Annotated in this window: 16 protein-coding genes and 1 tRNA gene; 9 read left to right on the top strand and 8 right to left on the bottom strand. The window is 70.9% G+C overall.

Translation table 11 applies throughout. The annotated features are described in order from the left end of the window. The first annotated feature begins 65 nt into the window (after positions 1-65). A complete protein-coding gene (locus AB0M46_RS20905) occupies positions 66-755 on the top strand; it encodes a Uma2 family endonuclease (RefSeq protein ID WP_363338268.1) in 690 nt (229 codons plus the stop codon). Between the two features lie 91 nt (positions 756-846). Beyond that, the gene (locus AB0M46_RS20900) at positions 847-1,257 is read left to right on the top strand and encodes a DUF4279 domain-containing protein (protein ID WP_363338266.1); all 411 of its coding nucleotides are present in this window, start codon (positions 847-849) and stop codon (positions 1,255-1,257) included. Positions 1,258-1,334: 77 nt separating this feature from the next. Here the strand turns inward: AB0M46_RS20900 and AB0M46_RS20895 are convergent, their stop codons facing one another. Beyond that, positions 1,335-1,559, bottom strand: a complete 225-nt coding sequence (locus tag AB0M46_RS20895) for a hypothetical protein (RefSeq protein ID WP_363338264.1) — start codon at positions 1,557-1,559, stop codon at positions 1,335-1,337. A 436-nt stretch (positions 1,560-1,995) separates the two neighbouring features. Here AB0M46_RS20895 and AB0M46_RS20890 point away from each other — a divergent pair, with 436 nt between their 5' ends. Then, positions 1,996-3,042, top strand: coding sequence for a Clp protease N-terminal domain-containing protein (locus AB0M46_RS20890; protein WP_363338262.1), 1,047 nt, complete (start codon positions 1,996-1,998; stop codon positions 3,040-3,042). A 317-nt stretch (positions 3,043-3,359) separates the two neighbouring features. Continuing rightward, positions 3,360-3,992 (top strand): GNAT family protein, encoded by a 633-nt coding sequence (locus AB0M46_RS20885; RefSeq protein ID WP_363338260.1) that lies wholly within the window; start codon positions 3,360-3,362, stop codon positions 3,990-3,992. 254 nt (positions 3,993-4,246) lie between these two features. On the opposite strand, the gene AB0M46_RS20880 is transcribed toward AB0M46_RS20885, so the two are convergent. The 3 genes from AB0M46_RS20880 to AB0M46_RS20870 form a co-directional block, all read right to left on the bottom strand. After that, positions 4,247-4,320 (bottom strand) — tRNA-Pro (locus tag AB0M46_RS20880). 84 nt (positions 4,321-4,404) lie between these two features. Beyond that, a complete protein-coding gene (locus AB0M46_RS20875; RefSeq protein WP_363338258.1) occupies positions 4,405-5,565 on the bottom strand; it encodes a hypothetical protein in 1,161 nt (386 codons plus the stop codon). Continuing rightward, complete coding sequence (locus AB0M46_RS20870; protein ID WP_363338256.1) at positions 5,562-6,455, bottom strand: metallophosphoesterase; 894 nt, start codon at positions 6,453-6,455, stop codon at positions 5,562-5,564. The genes AB0M46_RS20875 and AB0M46_RS20870 overlap by 4 nt, the downstream gene beginning before the upstream one ends. A gap of 82 nt (positions 6,456-6,537) precedes the next feature. Here AB0M46_RS20870 and AB0M46_RS20865 point away from each other — a divergent pair, with 82 nt between their 5' ends. Continuing rightward, positions 6,538-6,996 (top strand): GatB/YqeY domain-containing protein, encoded by a 459-nt coding sequence (locus AB0M46_RS20865; RefSeq protein WP_363338254.1) that lies wholly within the window; start codon positions 6,538-6,540, stop codon positions 6,994-6,996. 77 nt (positions 6,997-7,073) lie between these two features. Here AB0M46_RS20865 and AB0M46_RS20860 read toward each other — a convergent pair whose 3' ends face one another. Next, entirely contained in the window at positions 7,074-9,560 is a 2,487-nt protein-coding gene (locus AB0M46_RS20860) for a transglycosylase domain-containing protein (protein ID WP_363338316.1), read from the bottom strand. 433 nt (positions 9,561-9,993) lie between these two features. Here AB0M46_RS20860 and AB0M46_RS20855 point away from each other — a divergent pair, with 433 nt between their 5' ends. Next, a complete protein-coding gene (locus AB0M46_RS20855; protein WP_344515926.1) occupies positions 9,994-10,302 on the top strand; it encodes a WhiB family transcriptional regulator in 309 nt (102 codons plus the stop codon). Between the two features lie 52 nt (positions 10,303-10,354). Here AB0M46_RS20855 and AB0M46_RS20850 read toward each other — a convergent pair whose 3' ends face one another. From AB0M46_RS20850 to AB0M46_RS20840, 3 genes are read right to left on the bottom strand one after another with little or no spacing between them, the layout of a single operon-like run. Continuing rightward, positions 10,355-11,497 (bottom strand): ArsA-related P-loop ATPase, encoded by a 1,143-nt coding sequence (locus tag AB0M46_RS20850; RefSeq protein WP_363338252.1) that lies wholly within the window; start codon positions 11,495-11,497, stop codon positions 10,355-10,357. Between the two features lie 28 nt (positions 11,498-11,525). Further along, positions 11,526-12,503, bottom strand: coding sequence for an ArsA-related P-loop ATPase (locus AB0M46_RS20845; RefSeq protein ID WP_363338250.1), 978 nt, complete (start codon positions 12,501-12,503; stop codon positions 11,526-11,528). Positions 12,504-12,533: 30 nt separating this feature from the next. Then, positions 12,534-13,373, bottom strand: a complete 840-nt coding sequence (locus AB0M46_RS20840; RefSeq protein ID WP_363338249.1) for a hypothetical protein — start codon at positions 13,371-13,373, stop codon at positions 12,534-12,536. Positions 13,374-13,497: 124 nt separating this feature from the next. Here AB0M46_RS20840 and AB0M46_RS20835 point away from each other — a divergent pair, with 124 nt between their 5' ends. The 3 genes from AB0M46_RS20835 (at position 13,498) to AB0M46_RS20825 (ending at position 15,091) form a co-directional block, all read left to right on the top strand. Then, on the top strand, positions 13,498-13,656 hold the full coding sequence (locus AB0M46_RS20835; protein ID WP_344618215.1) for a hypothetical protein: 159 nt from the start codon (positions 13,498-13,500) through the stop codon (positions 13,654-13,656). Between the two features lies 1 nt (position 13,657). Then, positions 13,658-14,116 carry a RidA family protein gene (locus AB0M46_RS20830; protein WP_363338247.1) on the top strand — a complete coding sequence of 153 codons (459 nt, stop codon included), beginning with the start codon at positions 13,658-13,660 and terminating at the stop codon, positions 14,114-14,116. Positions 14,117-14,305: 189 nt separating this feature from the next. Then, on the top strand, positions 14,306-15,091 hold the full coding sequence (locus AB0M46_RS20825; protein WP_363338246.1) for an MBL fold metallo-hydrolase: 786 nt from the start codon (positions 14,306-14,308) through the stop codon (positions 15,089-15,091). The last annotated feature ends 26 nt before the right edge of the window (positions 15,092-15,117 follow it).

Genomic DNA, 15,117 nt, shown 5'->3' with positions numbered 1-15,117 from the left:
TGACGGATGCCATCCCCCCGGGTATGGCGGTCGATATCGGTCCCGCCCGCGCCGCCGTTCGTACCGTGAAGGACACGGATGGCACCTGGTGCGGCACCGAGTGCCGTGGCACCTGGAAGATGCCGCAGGACATGCGGGTGCTCGGCCCACATCGGGCCCTGAGGGCGTTTCGCAAGATCGTCTCCAAATTTCTAGGAGGTAGAGCGCTCATGGACGCTGTTTGTGGGCACGTCGGGCCTTGGCATGAAGAGGAGTACTTCGCGCTCGGCGAGACCTCGGACCGGATCGAGTTGATCGATGGGAGCCTGCTGGTGACTCCGGTGCCGACGGCTCGGCACCAGCTCCTGCGCCGCCGCGTCGCGAACGCCCTCGACCCTGGTGCGGCGGAGGCCGGACTGCTGGTCCTGGGCGCGGTCAACGTGCGCCTTCAGGTGGGCCGGATCGTCATCCCCGACCTCGTGGTCTGCAGTAGTGACGAGGGCATGGTCACCGACGCGGTCGACGTGGCGCTGGTTGGCGAGATCGTGTCGCCCGACAGCGCGGGTGTGGACAGGTTGGTGAGGATGCCGCTGTACGCCGCCGCCCGGATCGGCTGGTACCTGCTGGTCGAGCCATCGTCGTCCGGGCTCTCGCTCGGTCTGCTGCGGCTCGACGGTGAGAGCTACGTCGGACATGCGGCGGCCGACGCCGGGCAGACGTTGGCGTCCGGCAGCCCGTTCGCCATTCACCTCGACGCCGACGCGATCGCCTCCTGACGCTGACGTGCCCGCGCGTTATCCGCGGCAGATGAGGACGTCGGCGTGAGCGGCGAAGGCTGGGTACTGTGACGTCTGTCAGGATGTGGCTGTGCCGTCCCGAGCCCGTGCGTCGTTCGTCGTTCACAGTGAGGCTATTACTGGCGAGGAGATTACGCGGCGGCTTGGCATTCGGCCCACACGCCTAGCTGAGCGGGGAGAGCCGATCTCTCAACGGTCCCCTGACGGCAAACGGCGCGAACACGCGACGTGGGAGCTGACCAGTCACATCGGCGAGACCGAACAGCTGGCCGCCCATCTGGAGTCGCTGCTCGACATCATCGAGCCGGCGATTCATACCCTCCGGCAGCTCGAAGCGCTTGGCGGCACCGTGCGCTGGTCGTGCCTGGTAACGGCCAAACCCATGGGGAACATGGTCTGGATCGAACCGCCACTCCTGGCCCGCCTCACGCAGGTGGGCGCCCCGCTGATGCTGGACATCTACGACAGCGACGAGGAGTGAACCGCTCGCATCGCGGCAATCCGTAGGCCAAGATCATTTGTGTCGTTCGCGCCCAGCCTGTCGGGGTCGCCTGGTGATCAACGGTCCGGCGCCCGTAATTCCTCGATCAACGCCACGATCGCGGGATCCATCGGCGCTCGTACGTCCGTAGGTCGCGTGACCTCGTCGCCCTGGGGGTCGTGGATGGTGAGGTCGTATCGGCGGGCGAGTTGGTCAATCAACTGCAACGCGGGCGTGCCGCGTTCGCTGAAACTCAGATGCATGCTGACGTGGTCGATGCCGACATTCAACGGCATGTCCATCCACGGAGAGTCCTGAGCGTACGGCGGGAAATCCGGGTAGCGGGCGCGGAGGTTCTCGTAGAACCCGATGATGCGTTCGTCCAGCTCGCCTCGGGGTGATGCAGGCTTCGGCAGCGCTCCGCCATAGCCCGTACCGCGACGTCGGTCGCACCCGGGTCGACAGCAAGCACGATGAGACCGAAGCTCATGGGCCTATGGTGCCCCACGCCGCCGGTCCGTCGATCAGGTCCCCAACGAAGCGACCCGCACCGAGATCGGGTGCGCGCTCATCGGCACGAGTGCGCACCCTGTGCAGGAGCGCCGATTTGAGCGCGACCGGTCCTGCTCCGCCAGGGGCACAGCCGGCCGCCCGGCCCGGTCCGCGACGCCCGCCGCGCATGGTGCAGCATCAGGCCCAGGTTCCGTGGGTCGGCGCGGTCGGGTAGAAAAGTGCCTCGTGTTCGAACGGTTGACTGCCGAGACGCGGCAGATGCTGGCGCTCGTACCGCACTACGCCGTCGCCGCCGGCCGGTCGGAGATGACCCCGGCCGATCTCGCCGCCGCGCTGGCCGCCCGGCCGGTCGGCAACACCGCTGGTATCTGGACGTCGCCGCAGCCACCTGAGCCGGCCGAACCCGCGGGCGCCCAAGGCGGGCGCCTGCCGCCGAAGGCCCCACACCGGTTCGATAAGGCGGCGCGAGCGGTCCTGACGCAGTCATTGCATGTCGCGGTGGCCGAGGCGGCCGCGCACATCGGCACCGAGCACCTGCTCGCCGCGCTCGTCCGGAGCGGGCCGCCGGACGTCGTGGCGGGGCTCGGTGCGCGGGGTGCTACGGCCGAAACCGTCGATGCGCTGCTCGCCCGGCTGGCCGGAGGGCTGGGCACCGAAGGGCCGCCGGAGGAGCCGCGGGCCGTCAAGGGGGCGGGCTCGGCCCTGAGCTACACGCGCCTGACGGTCGACGCACGCGCCGTTGTGCGGGAAGGCGCCGCGCTGGGCCGGGCCGCCGGACGCGCCAACGTAACGCCGGTCGACCTGGCCACGGCGCTCGCCTTGTACGACGGAGGCAACGTGGTCCGGGTATGGACCGTGCCGCCGGTACCGCCGCCGGAGCCCGCCGCGCCGATCAAGGACGTGGCCTCGCTGGCCGGGCCGACCGAGCGGGTGCTCGCGGCGGCCGCGGTGATCGCGCGGGAGGTGGGCTCCGCGCATGTGGGCACCGAGCACTTGCTCGTGGCGCTGCTCCGGCACGGCCACCCTGAGGTCGTGACGCTGCTGGCCGAGCGAGGCGGCACCGCCGAGGCCGCCGACGCCCTGCTCGCCGAGCTGGCCGGCGATCCCGGTGTCGAGAGGCCGCCGGCGCCTGTCCCGGGCCTACCGCCCGTAGCCCGGCGGTCCGCGCTGCGCCCGGTGTCGGGACGACGGGCGATCGTCGCGCTGGTCGCCCTGGGCTCGGTCCTCGTGATCGTGGTGGTGTGCTTCCTAGGTCCCATCTTCGGCCCGTAATCAGGCCAGGCGCAGGCCGGGTGGCAACGTGTGCGGGCAGCCGGCGCGCCCGCCGCCGGAACGAACGGCGCGTTCGGTGAAGCCGGCGTCATCCTCGCCGCGGAGATCGGGGACCGGTTCGCCGGCCTGCACGACCCGCTCACCACCGCTCTCGCCGAGGCGGCCCGGGCGGTGATCGCCGACGCCCGCCGTGACGGTGTCCGCCTACGCGTCACCGCCACCGAGGATGCGAGCATCAGCGCGAGCTTCCTCAAGGCCGGCTATGACCGGCTGCCGGTCACGATCGACTGGCGACGCCACGAAGGGAACCCGCGCTCATGGCATTTCGACTGGACGGTCCGGTGTTGGAGGGCGCCCTGGTGCGCCTCGAACCCCTCACCCACCACCACGAGGCGGACCTCGCCGCGGCGGGGGAGCAGGACCGCGCCTCGTTCGGGTACACCTGGGTGCCGACCGCGGCCGAGACCCGCGCCTACATCGACGCCCAGCACGCCCGCGCGGCGACCGGCCGGATGGCCCCGTACGCGCAGATTGACCTGGCCACCGGCCGGGCGGTCGGGGCCACCGCCTTCTGGGACCCGCGGGTGCGGCCCGGCACGGACACGCTGTACGCGGTGGAGGTCGGCTTCACCTGGTTGGCCGCGTCCGCGCAGGGCACCGGCATCAACACCGAGGCGAAACTGCTGCTCTTCCGGCACGCGTTCGAGGTGTGGCAGGTGGCCCGGGTGGACCTGAAGACCGATGCCCGCAACGCCCGGTCCCGGGCCGCCATCGCGAAGGTCGGTGCCCGGTTCGAAGGGGTGCTGCGCAGCTGGTCGCAGTCGTGGGCGCCGGGCGAGGACGGCCTGCTCCGCGACTCCGCGATGTTCTCCATCATCGACGCCGAGTGGCCGCAGTGCCGCGTGGCGCTGGAGGCCCGGCTGGCGCCTCCGAACGAAAGTCCACAGTAGACAGCAGACAGACAGGAGCAGGACGCGACGCGAGTCGGGTTCGTCGGCGCCGGCCTCATTGCGGACGGCTTGGCGGATCTCTGGGCGGCGGCCCTCGACGCCCGGCGGCAGATCCGGCCCTGCTCGCCCGTGCGCGTCCTCGACGAGTTGCTCCGTGGAGAGCGGAAGTGACTTCTCCCGAGAGGGGTCCGGAGACGACTCAGGGCTGGTTTCCTGTTTCCAGGAAACCAGCCCTGAGCTGGTACTTCACGAAGTCGGGGTAGCCGGATTTGAACCGACGGCCTCTTCGTCCCGAACGAAGCGCGCTACCAAGCTGCGCTATACCCCGAGCGTGCCGAGTAATCGTAGCCCACGCCCGCGCCCCCGCAAACTCGGTATCCCCCGTGTCGGGCGGCAGGGCGTTGAGCTGCGATTACACCGACTGCAGGAACGTGCTCAGGCGGCGTTCGTAGGCCGCCGGGTCGAGATTCCAGCCGCGGCAGTGACCGGCCTCACGTGTTTCGACCAAGGCGATGCGGTCGGGGGCGGAGCGGGCGAAGTCGACCGTCGGCTGTGGGGCCACCGTGCGGTCGTCGTGGTCGACGTAGACGAGCGTGGGGACGTCCAGGCGGGCCGCCACCGGGCGGTAGTCCAGGTCCACGGCCCGCACGCCCAGGCGGCGGCAGATGAGCTGCAGGGCGGTCCAGGTCCACACCGGCGGGACGTTGAGCTGGCGGGCGTTCATCCGCAGCGTCGCATTCCAGTCGACCACCGGGCAGTCCAGGACGACGGCGCGCAGGAAGCCGTCGTGGTCCCAGTGGCGCGGCAGGTTGAGGATCGCGGCGCCGCCCATGGACCAGCCCATCAGGATCACGTCGCGCGCGCCCGACGACCGGGCGTAGTCGATCGCCGACCGTACGTCGCGCCACTCGGTGTGGCCCAGGTGGAAGCGGCGGTCCGGCGACGGTGGGGCGTCGACGTCGTTGCGGTACGACACCACCAGCGTGCGGTGGCCGGAGGCGGCCAGGGTGGGCAGCGCGCGCAGGGCCTCGCCGCGCGGGGCGCCGCGGCCGTGCACGGCGATGATCCAGGTGTCGTCGGCGGTGGCCGTGGTGGGCGGGACCAGCCACGCCGGCAGGCCGCCGAGTTCGCCGGGCACGACGACCTCCTCGAACGGCAGGCCGCGCGCGCCGAGGGGGTCGCCTTCGAAGACATAGCCCGAGGTGTACCCCCTGAGCCCGGCCGCCAGCGAACCCCGGTCGACGACCTCGATCTCCCGCGTGACCGTCGCCCGGTCGGAGGCGACCACGGCGCCGAGGCGGGCGTGGCCGGTGGCCCAGACGAACGACAGCGGGATGGACCGGGCCGTGTCGGGGGTGCGGGTGAGCGTCAGGCGGTTGCCGGCGTAGGCGCGCACCCGCACGGGGTACACCCTGGTGCCGTTGACGTTGAGTACCTGGCCGGCCAGGTACCACGCCGCCCCCGCCGTCCCGGTGGGCAGCAGCACGGCCAGGCCTGCCGCCCCCGCCACGCCCGCGTAGGCGGCCCGGCGCGGCCACTTGGGCAGCGGCCGCGCCGACGCCTCCGCGGTCATCGTGGGATGAGCGTCAGGATCGACGCCTCCGGCGGGCAGGCGAAGCGGATCGGGGCGGTCGGGTGGGTGCCCAGGCCGGCCGACACGTGCAGGTAGGCCTCCGAGTAGGGCCACCGGTGCAGGCCCTTGGCCATGCTGCGCTCCAGGCCGCAGTTGGTCACCAGCGCGCCGTAGAACGGCACCGCGACCTGACCGCCGTGGGTGTGGCCGGCCAGCAGCAGGTCGAAGCCGTCGTCGGCCATGCGGTCGAGGATGCGCGGCTCGGGGGAGTGGGTCAGGCCGATGCGCACGTCCACGTCCGCCGCGGCCGGGCCGGCCACGACGTCGTAGTCGTCGCGGCCGATGTGCGGGTCGTCGACGCCGATCAGCTCGACGGTGCGCCCGCCGGCCTTGATCGTGGTGCGGGCGTTGTTGAGGTCGGCCCAGCCGGAGCCGGTGAACATGTCGCGCAGCTCCTCGGCGGGCAGCACGGCGCCCTGCACGTAGGGCTTGCGCTTGCTGAAGTACCCCAGCGGGTTCTTGAAGACCGGGCCGCGGTAGTCGTTGGAGCCGAAGACGAAGGCGCCCGGGCGGTCCAGCAGCGGGGTCAGGGCCCGCACCACGGCCGGGACGGCGTCCACGTGGGCCATGTTGTCGCCGGTCACGATGACCAGGTCGGGGTCGGTGCCGGCCAGCTCGGCCACCCAGCGCTGCTTGCGGTGCTGGTCCGGGGTCATGTGCAGGTCGCTGATGTGCAGGATGCGCAGCGGCTCGGCGTCGGGAGCGAGCACCGGCACGTCGAAGCGGCGCAGCGTGAACATGTTGCGCTCGACGAGCGAGGCGTAGGCAAAGGTGGCGGCGCCCGCGGCGACGGTGCCGGCCGCGAGTCGCAGGATCGTCTTCGAGCGCATGTGCTCAGGGTACCGGCGCTGCTGCAACCGGGATTCGCGCAGGCTTTACAAACGAATTTCGGCAAGATCGAACGGATAGACTTTGCTCATGTTGAAGGCACGCCTGGAGTCCGACCTGCGCGACGCCATGAAGGCTCGGGACGAGCTCGTGACGTCGACCCTGCGGATGGCGATCGCCGCGGTGCGTAACGCGGAGGTCGCCGGGAAGTCCGCTCGTGAGCTCTCCGACGACGAGATCCTCGCGGTTCTCACCAAGGAGGCCAAGAAGCGCCGAGAGGCGGCCGACGCGTTCGCCGGCGCGGGCCGGGAGGCCCAGGCCGCGAAGGAGCGCGCCGAGGAGGAGGTCATTTCGGGGTACCTCCCGAAGCAGCTCTCCGACGACGAGCTCGCCGGCATCGTGCGGGACGCGCTGGCCGCCGGCGGGTTCAGCGGTCCCGGCAGCATGGGGCAGGCGATGAAGGCCGCGCAGGCCGCGGTCGCCGGCCGGGCCGAGGGCGGGCGCGTCGCCGCGATCGTCAAGGCGCAGCTCACTGCGGGCTGACCGGTTCGCGGCACCGACCCGAACGAAACGGCGGGCGCCCCGGATGCCGGGACGCCCGCCGTTTCGCGTTCGGGGTGCTAACAGATCCAGGGGATCGGGCAGTTGTTCGGGTCGGTGCCGTTGCCGAACGGCGCCACGCCGTTCGGGCGGCCGTTGCCGTTGCCGTTCCCATGGCCGTTGCCATTGCCGCCCTGGTACGGCGGCGCCTGCGCCCCCGGCCCCTTGCTCACGATCAGCTGGACGGTGCTGTTCTTGACCGTGGAGCCGGCCGGGTCGGTGCGGTCGACCGTGCCCGGCGGGCACTGCGAGGCGACCTGCTGGCTGGAGACCGAGACCGTGAAGCCGGCGGACTTGATCTTCGAGCGGGCCTGGTCGACCGAGAGGCACTTCACCGACGGGATGTCGACCAGCTTGCCCTGCGACTTGTCCTTGGTCGGCGGCGTGAAGTTCACGACCGGCTGCCCCTCCAGGCCGTCGCGCAGGGTGCCCAGCGCGGCGTAGTTGACCGGCGGGTGCTTCATGTCCTTGTTCGTCTCCGGCCAGTCCGGGTCGGTGAGGAACGCCGAGACCGCGAGCTGCTTGGTCATGACGGTGAAGGTGGCGCTCTTCTCCGAGTCGGTGGTGCCGGTCTTACCGGCGATCGGCCGCTTCACGAAGTTGCGCGCGTAGCCGGCGGTGGCGCCGGCGCACTTGCCGGTCGCGGACTGGTCGCCGACCGGGCAGCGGGCCATGTCGACGGCCGCCCGGGCCACCTCGGGGTCGATGTTCTGCTTGCACTTCGGGTCGAGGCCGTCGACCTTCTTGCCGTTGATGTCCTTGACCTCGAGGATCGGGGTCGGCTCGCAGTAGAGGCCGTCGGCGGCCAGGGTGGCGTAGGCGTTGCTCAGCTGCAGCGGCGTGGTCGCGCTGACGCCCAGCGTGAAGGCGCCCCACGTCTTCGGGTTGGCCGCGTGCTGCGCGTCCAGCGAGGCGTTGAACTGGATGCCCATGCGCTTGGCAACGTCGACGACGTGGTCGACGCCGACCCGCTCCTCCAGCGGCACGAAGAACGTGTTGATCGAGGAGCCGAAGCCGGTCCACATGTTGTAGGGACCGGACTGGCCGCCCGAGTTCTTCGGGCAGTAGTGCGGGCCGTTGCAGGCCGCCGGGCTCTTCGCCTCGATCGGGAAGTTCGAGACGTACTGCTTCTCGGTCTGGATCGTGTACGCCAGTGGGTACCCGGCCTCGAGTGCGGCCACGGCGGTGAACATCTTGAACGCGGAACCGGCCTGGTAGCCCGGGATGTCGGTGTCGCCGGTGATGATCGGCACCGTGGTCCGCGGGTAGTTTCCCTTCTGGCCCTTCTTGTCCGGGTTGGTGTTCGGCCCGTTCTGGCTCTCGTCGTTGCTGAAGACCCGGTTGGTGGCCAGTGCGGTGACCCGGCCGGTGCCCGGCTGGACCGCGGCCAGCATGAGCGCGTTGGACTGGCCCATCCTGACCTGCTGGTACTTGTCGACGTACGGCTGGTCCTGGGCGTACTTGAACGCCGCCGCCTGGGTCTGCACGTCCAGCGAGGTGACGACCGTGTAGCCGCCGGCCCGCAGCCGGTTGGCCCGCTGGTACTGGTCCTCGCCGAACACCTTCTGGTCAATCCACCAGCGGCGTAGGTAGTCGCAGTAGAAGCCGGCGCCCAGCTCCGGGCGCTGGATCGACTCGCAGCCCTCCGGGGTGCGCTTGCCGACGATGGTGAGCTTCTCCTTGGCCGCCGCGTCGGCGGCGGCCTGGTCGATGTACTTCATCGACACCATCTGCTTGAGCACGTACTTCTGCCGGTCCAGCGCCGCCGGCAGGCCCGTGGCCGTGGCCGGGTCGTTGGTGCCCGGCGCCTTCACCAGGCCGGCGACGAGCGCGGCCTCGGGCAGCGTCAGGTCCTTGGGGTCCTTGTCGAAGTAGACGTGCGACGCGGCGTAGATGCCGTAGGCGCCGTGACCGAAGGCCGCGATGTTGAGGTACCGCTCGAGAATGTCCTTCTTGGACAGCTTCTTCTCGAGGTCGATCGCGTACTTCATCTCCTTCAGCTTGCGCGTCGGGGTCTTGTCGGTGGCGTCGACGACTTCCTGCGGCGTCTGGGCCGAGTAGGAGATCGCCTGGCGCACGTACTGCATCGTGAGCGTCGAGGCGCCCTGCTCGGTCTGCCCGCCGGCATTCTGGTTGGCCACGAACGCGCGCGCGACGCCCTTCGGGTCGACGCCGTGGTGCTCGTAGAACCGGTTGTCCTCGGCGGCGACGATCGCGTCCTGCATGACCTGGGCGACGTCGTCGATCTTCACATCCCTGCGGTTCTCGTCGTACATCATCGCCAGCAGCGTCTTGCCGTCGGAGGCGTAGATGTAGGAGATCTGCGGGGAAGGCAGCACCGAAAGGTCGGTCGGTAGGTTCTCGAACGTGTCCGCGCCGGCCTTCGCGGCCAGGCCGGACATCGCGACCGCAGGGAACGCGGCCGCAGCGACCACCAGTCCTGCCAAGAGCCCACACAGCAGCAGAGAGGCTGCATTGGGCAGCAGGCCGTGCTCGCGTTTGCGCATCCAGGTCACCGCCTCACACTACGGGACGACGTCATGAGGCCGCGTCCAGATGGACGGCGCCCTCGTTGTCCTAGACGCGTGACACCGAGCGTGAGGTTGACCCGCTACCGATTCTGCTTGAGACAGCGCGGGGGTGCCGGCATTTTGGGCAAATCACACCCGGGAGTGACGCAGCGGTAGCACGAATCGTTCCTTTGGTTGATCACAAAGGGCCGGTTAACCTGGTGCAACAACGTTGCGTGACTGGACGACTACAGAGCATGATGTTCCGGAAAGCTCCTCTCGGGGTTCCCGTGGCCGGGGACCCTGCTGTCGCGCCGGGCAATCTGGCGAACTGCACCCGAATGCCATGGGGGGACGTGGTTTGGGCGCTTTTCGCCGGGGCAAGCACGGCGGATGGACCCGGGGGGAGTCCAAGGGGGGAAGAGGAAATATGAGCATGGTCGTCGACTGGCCCAGCATCGCCGCGTGTCGCAATGGCGACCCGGACGCTCTGTTCGTCCAGGGTGCCGAGCAGAACGTGGCGAAGCGGATCTGCCGCAGCTGTCCCGTGCGGTACGAGTGCCTGGCGGACGCCCTCGACAACCGGATCGAGTTCGGGGTCTGGGGTGGCATGACCGAGCGCGAGCGCCGTGCGCTGCTGCGCCGTCATCCGCAGGTGCCCAGCTGGCGCAAGATGTTCGAAGCGGCCATGGACCGCAACGAGAAGGACGCCACCAAGGAGCTGGTTCCTACCGGCTGAGCGCATATTTGTCGGGTATCTGTCCCGACCGTTCGGTAACGAACGGTCGTGGCTACCCGAAGGTCGCACCGATCGCGCGCAGCCCGTCGAGGTCATGGACGTCGGCGGGCTGCGCCGGGATGCGGACGACCGGCACGCCCGGGTGGGCGCGCAGGAACCGGCCGGAGACCGCCGCCTGCCGTTCGTGCTGGTCAGCTAGCTCGGCGTGGACCCGCAGCACCTCCGCGGTCGCCTGGTGGCCACCGGTCTCGTCGAGCCGGGCCGCGGCGGCCCGCGCGTCCTCGGCCGCCAGCTGCGGCGCCGCGACCGGCACCACCCGGTTGAGCACCAGCCCGGCCAGCGGCATCCGGTCCGCGCCCAGCCGCCCGGCGAAGTAGACCGCCTCGCGCACGGCGTCCGGCTCGGGGGCCGCGACGACCAGGAACGCCGTCTCGGGGGCCTGCAGCACGCGGTACGTCTGCTCGGCCCGCTCGCGGAAACCGCCGAACATCGAGTCCAGCGCGCCGACGAAGCCCGACAGATCGGTGAGCAGCTGGGCGCCCAGGACCTTCGTGACGGTCCGGCTGAACAGCCCGAACGAGGCCGAGACCAGGTTGAACACGCTGCGCCCGCCGGCCCGCGCCGGGGCCAGCAGCAGGCGCAGCATCTTGCCGTCGAGGAACCGCGACAGCCGGGCCGGCGCGTCGAGGAAGTCCAGCGCCGAGCGCGACGGCGGAGTGTCGACCACGATCAGGTCCCACTCGTCGCGGGCCCGCAGCTGCCCCAGCTTCTCCATCGCCATGTACTCCTGCGTCCCGGAGAACGTCGAGCTCATGGCCTGGTAAAAGGGGTTGGCGAAGATCTCCTCGGCCTTCTTCGGGTCGGTGTGCGCGAGCACGACCTCGTCGAAGGTCCGCTTCATGTCCAGCATCATGGCTTGGAGCTCGGCCGACTCCGGCTGCAGGCCCTTGACCTGCCGGGGCGTGTTGTCCAGCTCACTCAGGCCGAGCGCCTGGGCCAGCCGCCGGGCCGGGTCGATGGTGAGCACCACCGTGCGCCGGCCGTGCTCCTCGGCGGCCCGCAGCGCCAGCGCGGCCGCGGTCGTCGTCTTCCCGACACCGCCGGAGCCGCAGCAGACCACGATGCGAATCGCCCGGTCGGCGAGGATCGCATCCAGCTCGAGCTGGGGCGAGCGCGGCTCGGCAGTGGAAGGCACTCTGCGAGCGTATCCGCTGCGAGCATCCTCAAGCAGACGTGAGGAGCAGATCACCGAGCGACTCGAGGGCGGCGGCCGTCACACCTTCGGGCACCACCGGCAGCTCGACCACCGGCCGGCCGAGCCCCTGCAACTCGGCGCGCAGCGACGCCTCGGCGGCCACCCGGGTCTGGTACGCCCGCCCCTCGCCCACCAGCCCGGCCAGCAGGTCCTTGTCGGCCGGCACCCCGGCCGCGGCGAGGCCCCGGCGCAGGTCGGCCTGGGTGAGCTTGACCCCGGCCAGCACGGGCGGCCGGGTGGCGTTGACGATGACCGTGCCGATCGGGATGCCCAGCCGGGTCAGCTCGTCGATCGCGTCGGTCGTCTCCTGGACCGGCATCTCCTCGAGCAGTGTGACGACGTGCACCGCGGTCATCGGCGAGCGCAGGATGGCCGCGACGCCCTCGCTCTGCGTCTTGATCGGCCCGACCTTGGCCAGCCGCGCGGTCTCGGCGGTCACGTTGAGGAACCGGCCCACCCGCCCGGTCGGCGGCGCGTCGAGCACCACGGCGTCGTAGACCCGGCGGCCGTCCACCGTCCGGGTGACCGCCTCCTTGATCTTGCCGGTGAGCAGCACGTCGCGCAGCCCCGGCGCGACCGTGGTGGCGAAGTCGACCGCGCCCATCTTGCGCAGGGCCCGTCCGGCCACGCCCAGGCGGTAGAACATCTCGAGGTACTCCAGCAGCGCCTCCTCGACGTCCACCGCCAGCGCCCGCACCTCCCCGCCGCCGCGCGCGGTGGCGATGCGCACCTCCTGGTAGGGCAGTGGATCGCGGTCGAAGAGCTGCGCGATGCCCTGCCGGGCCTCGACCTCGATGAGCAGGGTCCGCCGGCCGTCGCGGGCCAGGGCGAGCGCCAGGGCCGCGGCCACCGTCGTCTTGCCAGTGCCGCCCTTGCCGGTGACCACATGCAGACGGGCGGGCCAGCCGTAGCCGCCCCGCCCGTCCGAAGACTCGCGTGCCGTCACGCCCTCGACGCTACCTGGTCGGCGCGAGGATCACGCTGCGGTGATCTCGCACACCCACCAGCCCTTGCGCTGGGTGGCGATGTACTTGTACTTCATCTCAGCGACCTTCTCGTCGCTCGTCGTCACCTTGACGTCGACGACCAGGGTGGCCTGGTCCTTGTCCTGCTTCTCGACCGTCGGCGCCGGCCAGGTGTACGTCGGGCTGCTCAGCGCCCCGTTGAACTTGCGGATGTCGTTGACCCGGGCGTTCAGCTTGTCCTTGTCGCGTGACGACGAGCACACGTACTTCAGCGCCGCGTCGGCGTCGTTGTTCTTGTACACCGCGGTGAGGAACCCGTTGACCGCCTCGACCGGCGTGGACGCCCCGGTGCCCTGGTTGTTCTGCACGACGAACCACGCGGCCGCGCCGCCGCCACCGCAGAGCACCAGCACCACGCCCAGCACGATGAGGGTGATCATCAGGCCGCGCTTCTTCTTCACCGGAGGCTGCGGGGGGTACATCGGATAACCCGACACCGGCATGCCCGACACCGGCGCCGGCGGCCCGGAGAACGGCGGGGCCATCCCCGGCTGCGGCACCGGCCCGGTCGGGAACTGCCCCGTCGGCGCCGGGAACGGCCCGGTCGGCTGGCCGAAGGCGCCCGTCGGCGGCAACTGCCCGGTAGGCTGCCCGTAGTCGGGCTGGCCGGGATAGGGCTGGTTCGGGAAGGGTTGGCCCGGGAAGGGCTGGCCCGAGGTCGGCTGGACCGGCGCGGTGTACGGGTCGGGGATGGGTGGCATCGACGGCTGAGCGGGCGGCCAGCCCTGCCCCGGCTGGCCGGGTTGGCCTTGGTACTCCGGCTGGCCCGGGTACTGGGGCGGTTGCGTCATTTCTCCCACCTCTGTGCGACACACGCGACGGGTGCTCACAGTAGCGGCCGTGGGCGAGCCATGGGGTACCCCGATATCAGGCTGTGCCCGACGCCGCCCCGCAGCGCGACGATAGTGTCCCCACATGCAGAAATGGGAGTATCTGACCGCGCCGCTGCTGGTTCATAACACCAAGGCGATCCTCGACAACTTCGGCGAGGAGGGCTGGGAACTGGTGGCGATCGTGCCCGGCCCCAACCCGGAGAACCTCGTCGCGTACTTCAAGCGCCCGAAGGCCGGCTGAGATGGCCGACGTCTACGCACGCCTGGCCGAGCTGGGCCTGCAGATCCCGCCCGTCGTGCCGCCGGTGGCCGCGTACGTGCCGGCGGTGCAGACGGGCAACCACGTGTACGTCTCCGGCCAGCTGCCGATCGTCGACGGCGCCCTGCTGGCCACCGGGCTGGTCGGCGCGGACGTCTCGCCGGAGGAGGCCAAGGAGCTGGCCCGCCGCTCGGCCGTCAACGTGCTCGCCGCCGTGGAGGCGCTCGTCGGCCTCGGCCGAGTGGCGAAGGCGGTGAAGATCGTGGGGTTCGTGGCGTCGGCGCCGGGCTTCACCGGCCAGCCCGCCGTGGTCAACGGGGCCAGCGAGCTCTTCGGCGAGGTGTTCGGGGAGGCGGGCAAGCACGCGCGCAGCGCGGTAGGGGTCTCGGCGCTGCCGCTGAACGCCCCGGTCGAGATCGAAGCGATTCTCGAGCTCGCCTGAGTTCGAGCCGGGCGAGCGGCGCGCGAGTGCCGCCGCCCGGCACCTGGCGATCGACTACCGATATATCGCAAAGGCGTAGTTGCGGCGCCGGTCATTACGCTGAGTGGCGGCCCGGAACGGCCGGATCGGGTTTGTCACTGGCCGGTCGGGTGACGTGTCCGGGGAAGCGGCCCGCCGTACGATTCCCGTGTGGTAAGCCACATCACCACCCCCGCCGCCGAGGTGCTCGCCGCGTTGCCCGACTGGGTGACGCTCGTCCGCGCGCCCAACCCGGGACCGATGACGCTGGACGGCACCAACACATGGCTGCTGCAAGCGCCCGGTCAGGGCTTGATCGTCGTCGATCCCGGGCCGCTCGACGAGGGCCACCTGCGCGCGGTCGCCGGCCATGGGTCCGTCGCCGCCATCGTCCTCACGCACGGTCACCCCGATCACACCGACGGCGTGCCGCGGCTGGCCGAGCTGACCGGGGCGCCGGTGTACCACCCGCCCGTGGGCGAGTGGCTGGAGGCCGGCGGGGTCACCGTCGAGCCCATCGCCACGCCCGGGCACACCAAGGACTCCGTGTGTTTCCTGGTGCGGTACCGCGGCGAGGAAATCGTCCTGACCGGGGACACCGTCCTCGGCCGGGGCACCACCGTCGTGGCCTGGCCAGACGGGGACCTCGGCGACTATCTGGAGAGCCTGGGCCGCCTCGCCGCCCTCGACGGGCGCCCGGCGCTGCCGGGGCACGGTCCGGCGCTCGGCGACATCGGCGTGGCCGCCCGGTTCTACCGCGCGCACCGCGAGGCCCGGCTGGGGCAGGTGCGGGCGGCCGTGGCCGCCGGGGCGACCGACGCCGCCGAGGTCGTGGCCCGGGTGTACGCCGACGTCGACCGCATGCTGTGGCCGGCCGCCGAGCTCAGCGTGCGTGCGCAGCTCGATTTCCTGCGACGGGAATCACACCCACCCGTTGGCGGGTTGGATGCAACGTGACCGGTCCGAAGCGTTGCGGAGGGGCC

Origin of the sequence: Dactylosporangium sp. NPDC051485 (genome assembly GCF_040682015.1) — a bacterium.
Classification (GTDB): Bacteria; Actinomycetota; Actinomycetes; order Mycobacteriales; family Micromonosporaceae; genus Dactylosporangium.
This window is presented reverse-complemented; position numbering and strand designations above follow the sequence as displayed.

What these genes read in the sequence shown, in the direction of transcription:
- AB0M46_RS20855 (WP_344515926.1), top strand. Translation starts at nt 9,994, where the DNA reads ATGAGCATGGTCGTCGACTGGCCCAGCATCGCCGCGTGTCGCAATGGC.
- AB0M46_RS20860 (WP_363338316.1), bottom strand. Translation starts at nt 9,560, where the DNA reads ATGCGCAAACGCGAGCACGGCCTGCTGCCCAATGCAGCCTCTCTGCTG.
- AB0M46_RS20885 (WP_363338260.1), top strand. Translation starts at nt 3,360, where the DNA reads ATGGCATTTCGACTGGACGGTCCGGTGTTGGAGGGCGCCCTGGTGCGC.
- AB0M46_RS20875 (WP_363338258.1), bottom strand. Translation starts at nt 5,565, where the DNA reads ATGACCGCGGAGGCGTCGGCGCGGCCGCTGCCCAAGTGGCCGCGCCGG.
- AB0M46_RS20835 (WP_344618215.1), top strand. Translation starts at nt 13,498, where the DNA reads ATGCAGAAATGGGAGTATCTGACCGCGCCGCTGCTGGTTCATAACACC.
- AB0M46_RS20830 (WP_363338247.1), top strand. Translation starts at nt 13,658, where the DNA reads ATGGCCGACGTCTACGCACGCCTGGCCGAGCTGGGCCTGCAGATCCCG.
- AB0M46_RS20840 (WP_363338249.1), bottom strand. Translation starts at nt 13,373, where the DNA reads ATGACGCAACCGCCCCAGTACCCGGGCCAGCCGGAGTACCAAGGCCAA.
- AB0M46_RS20895 (WP_363338264.1), bottom strand. Translation starts at nt 1,559, where the DNA reads ATGGACATGCCGTTGAATGTCGGCATCGACCACGTCAGCATGCATCTG.
- AB0M46_RS20870 (WP_363338256.1), bottom strand. Translation starts at nt 6,455, where the DNA reads ATGCGCTCGAAGACGATCCTGCGACTCGCGGCCGGCACCGTCGCCGCG.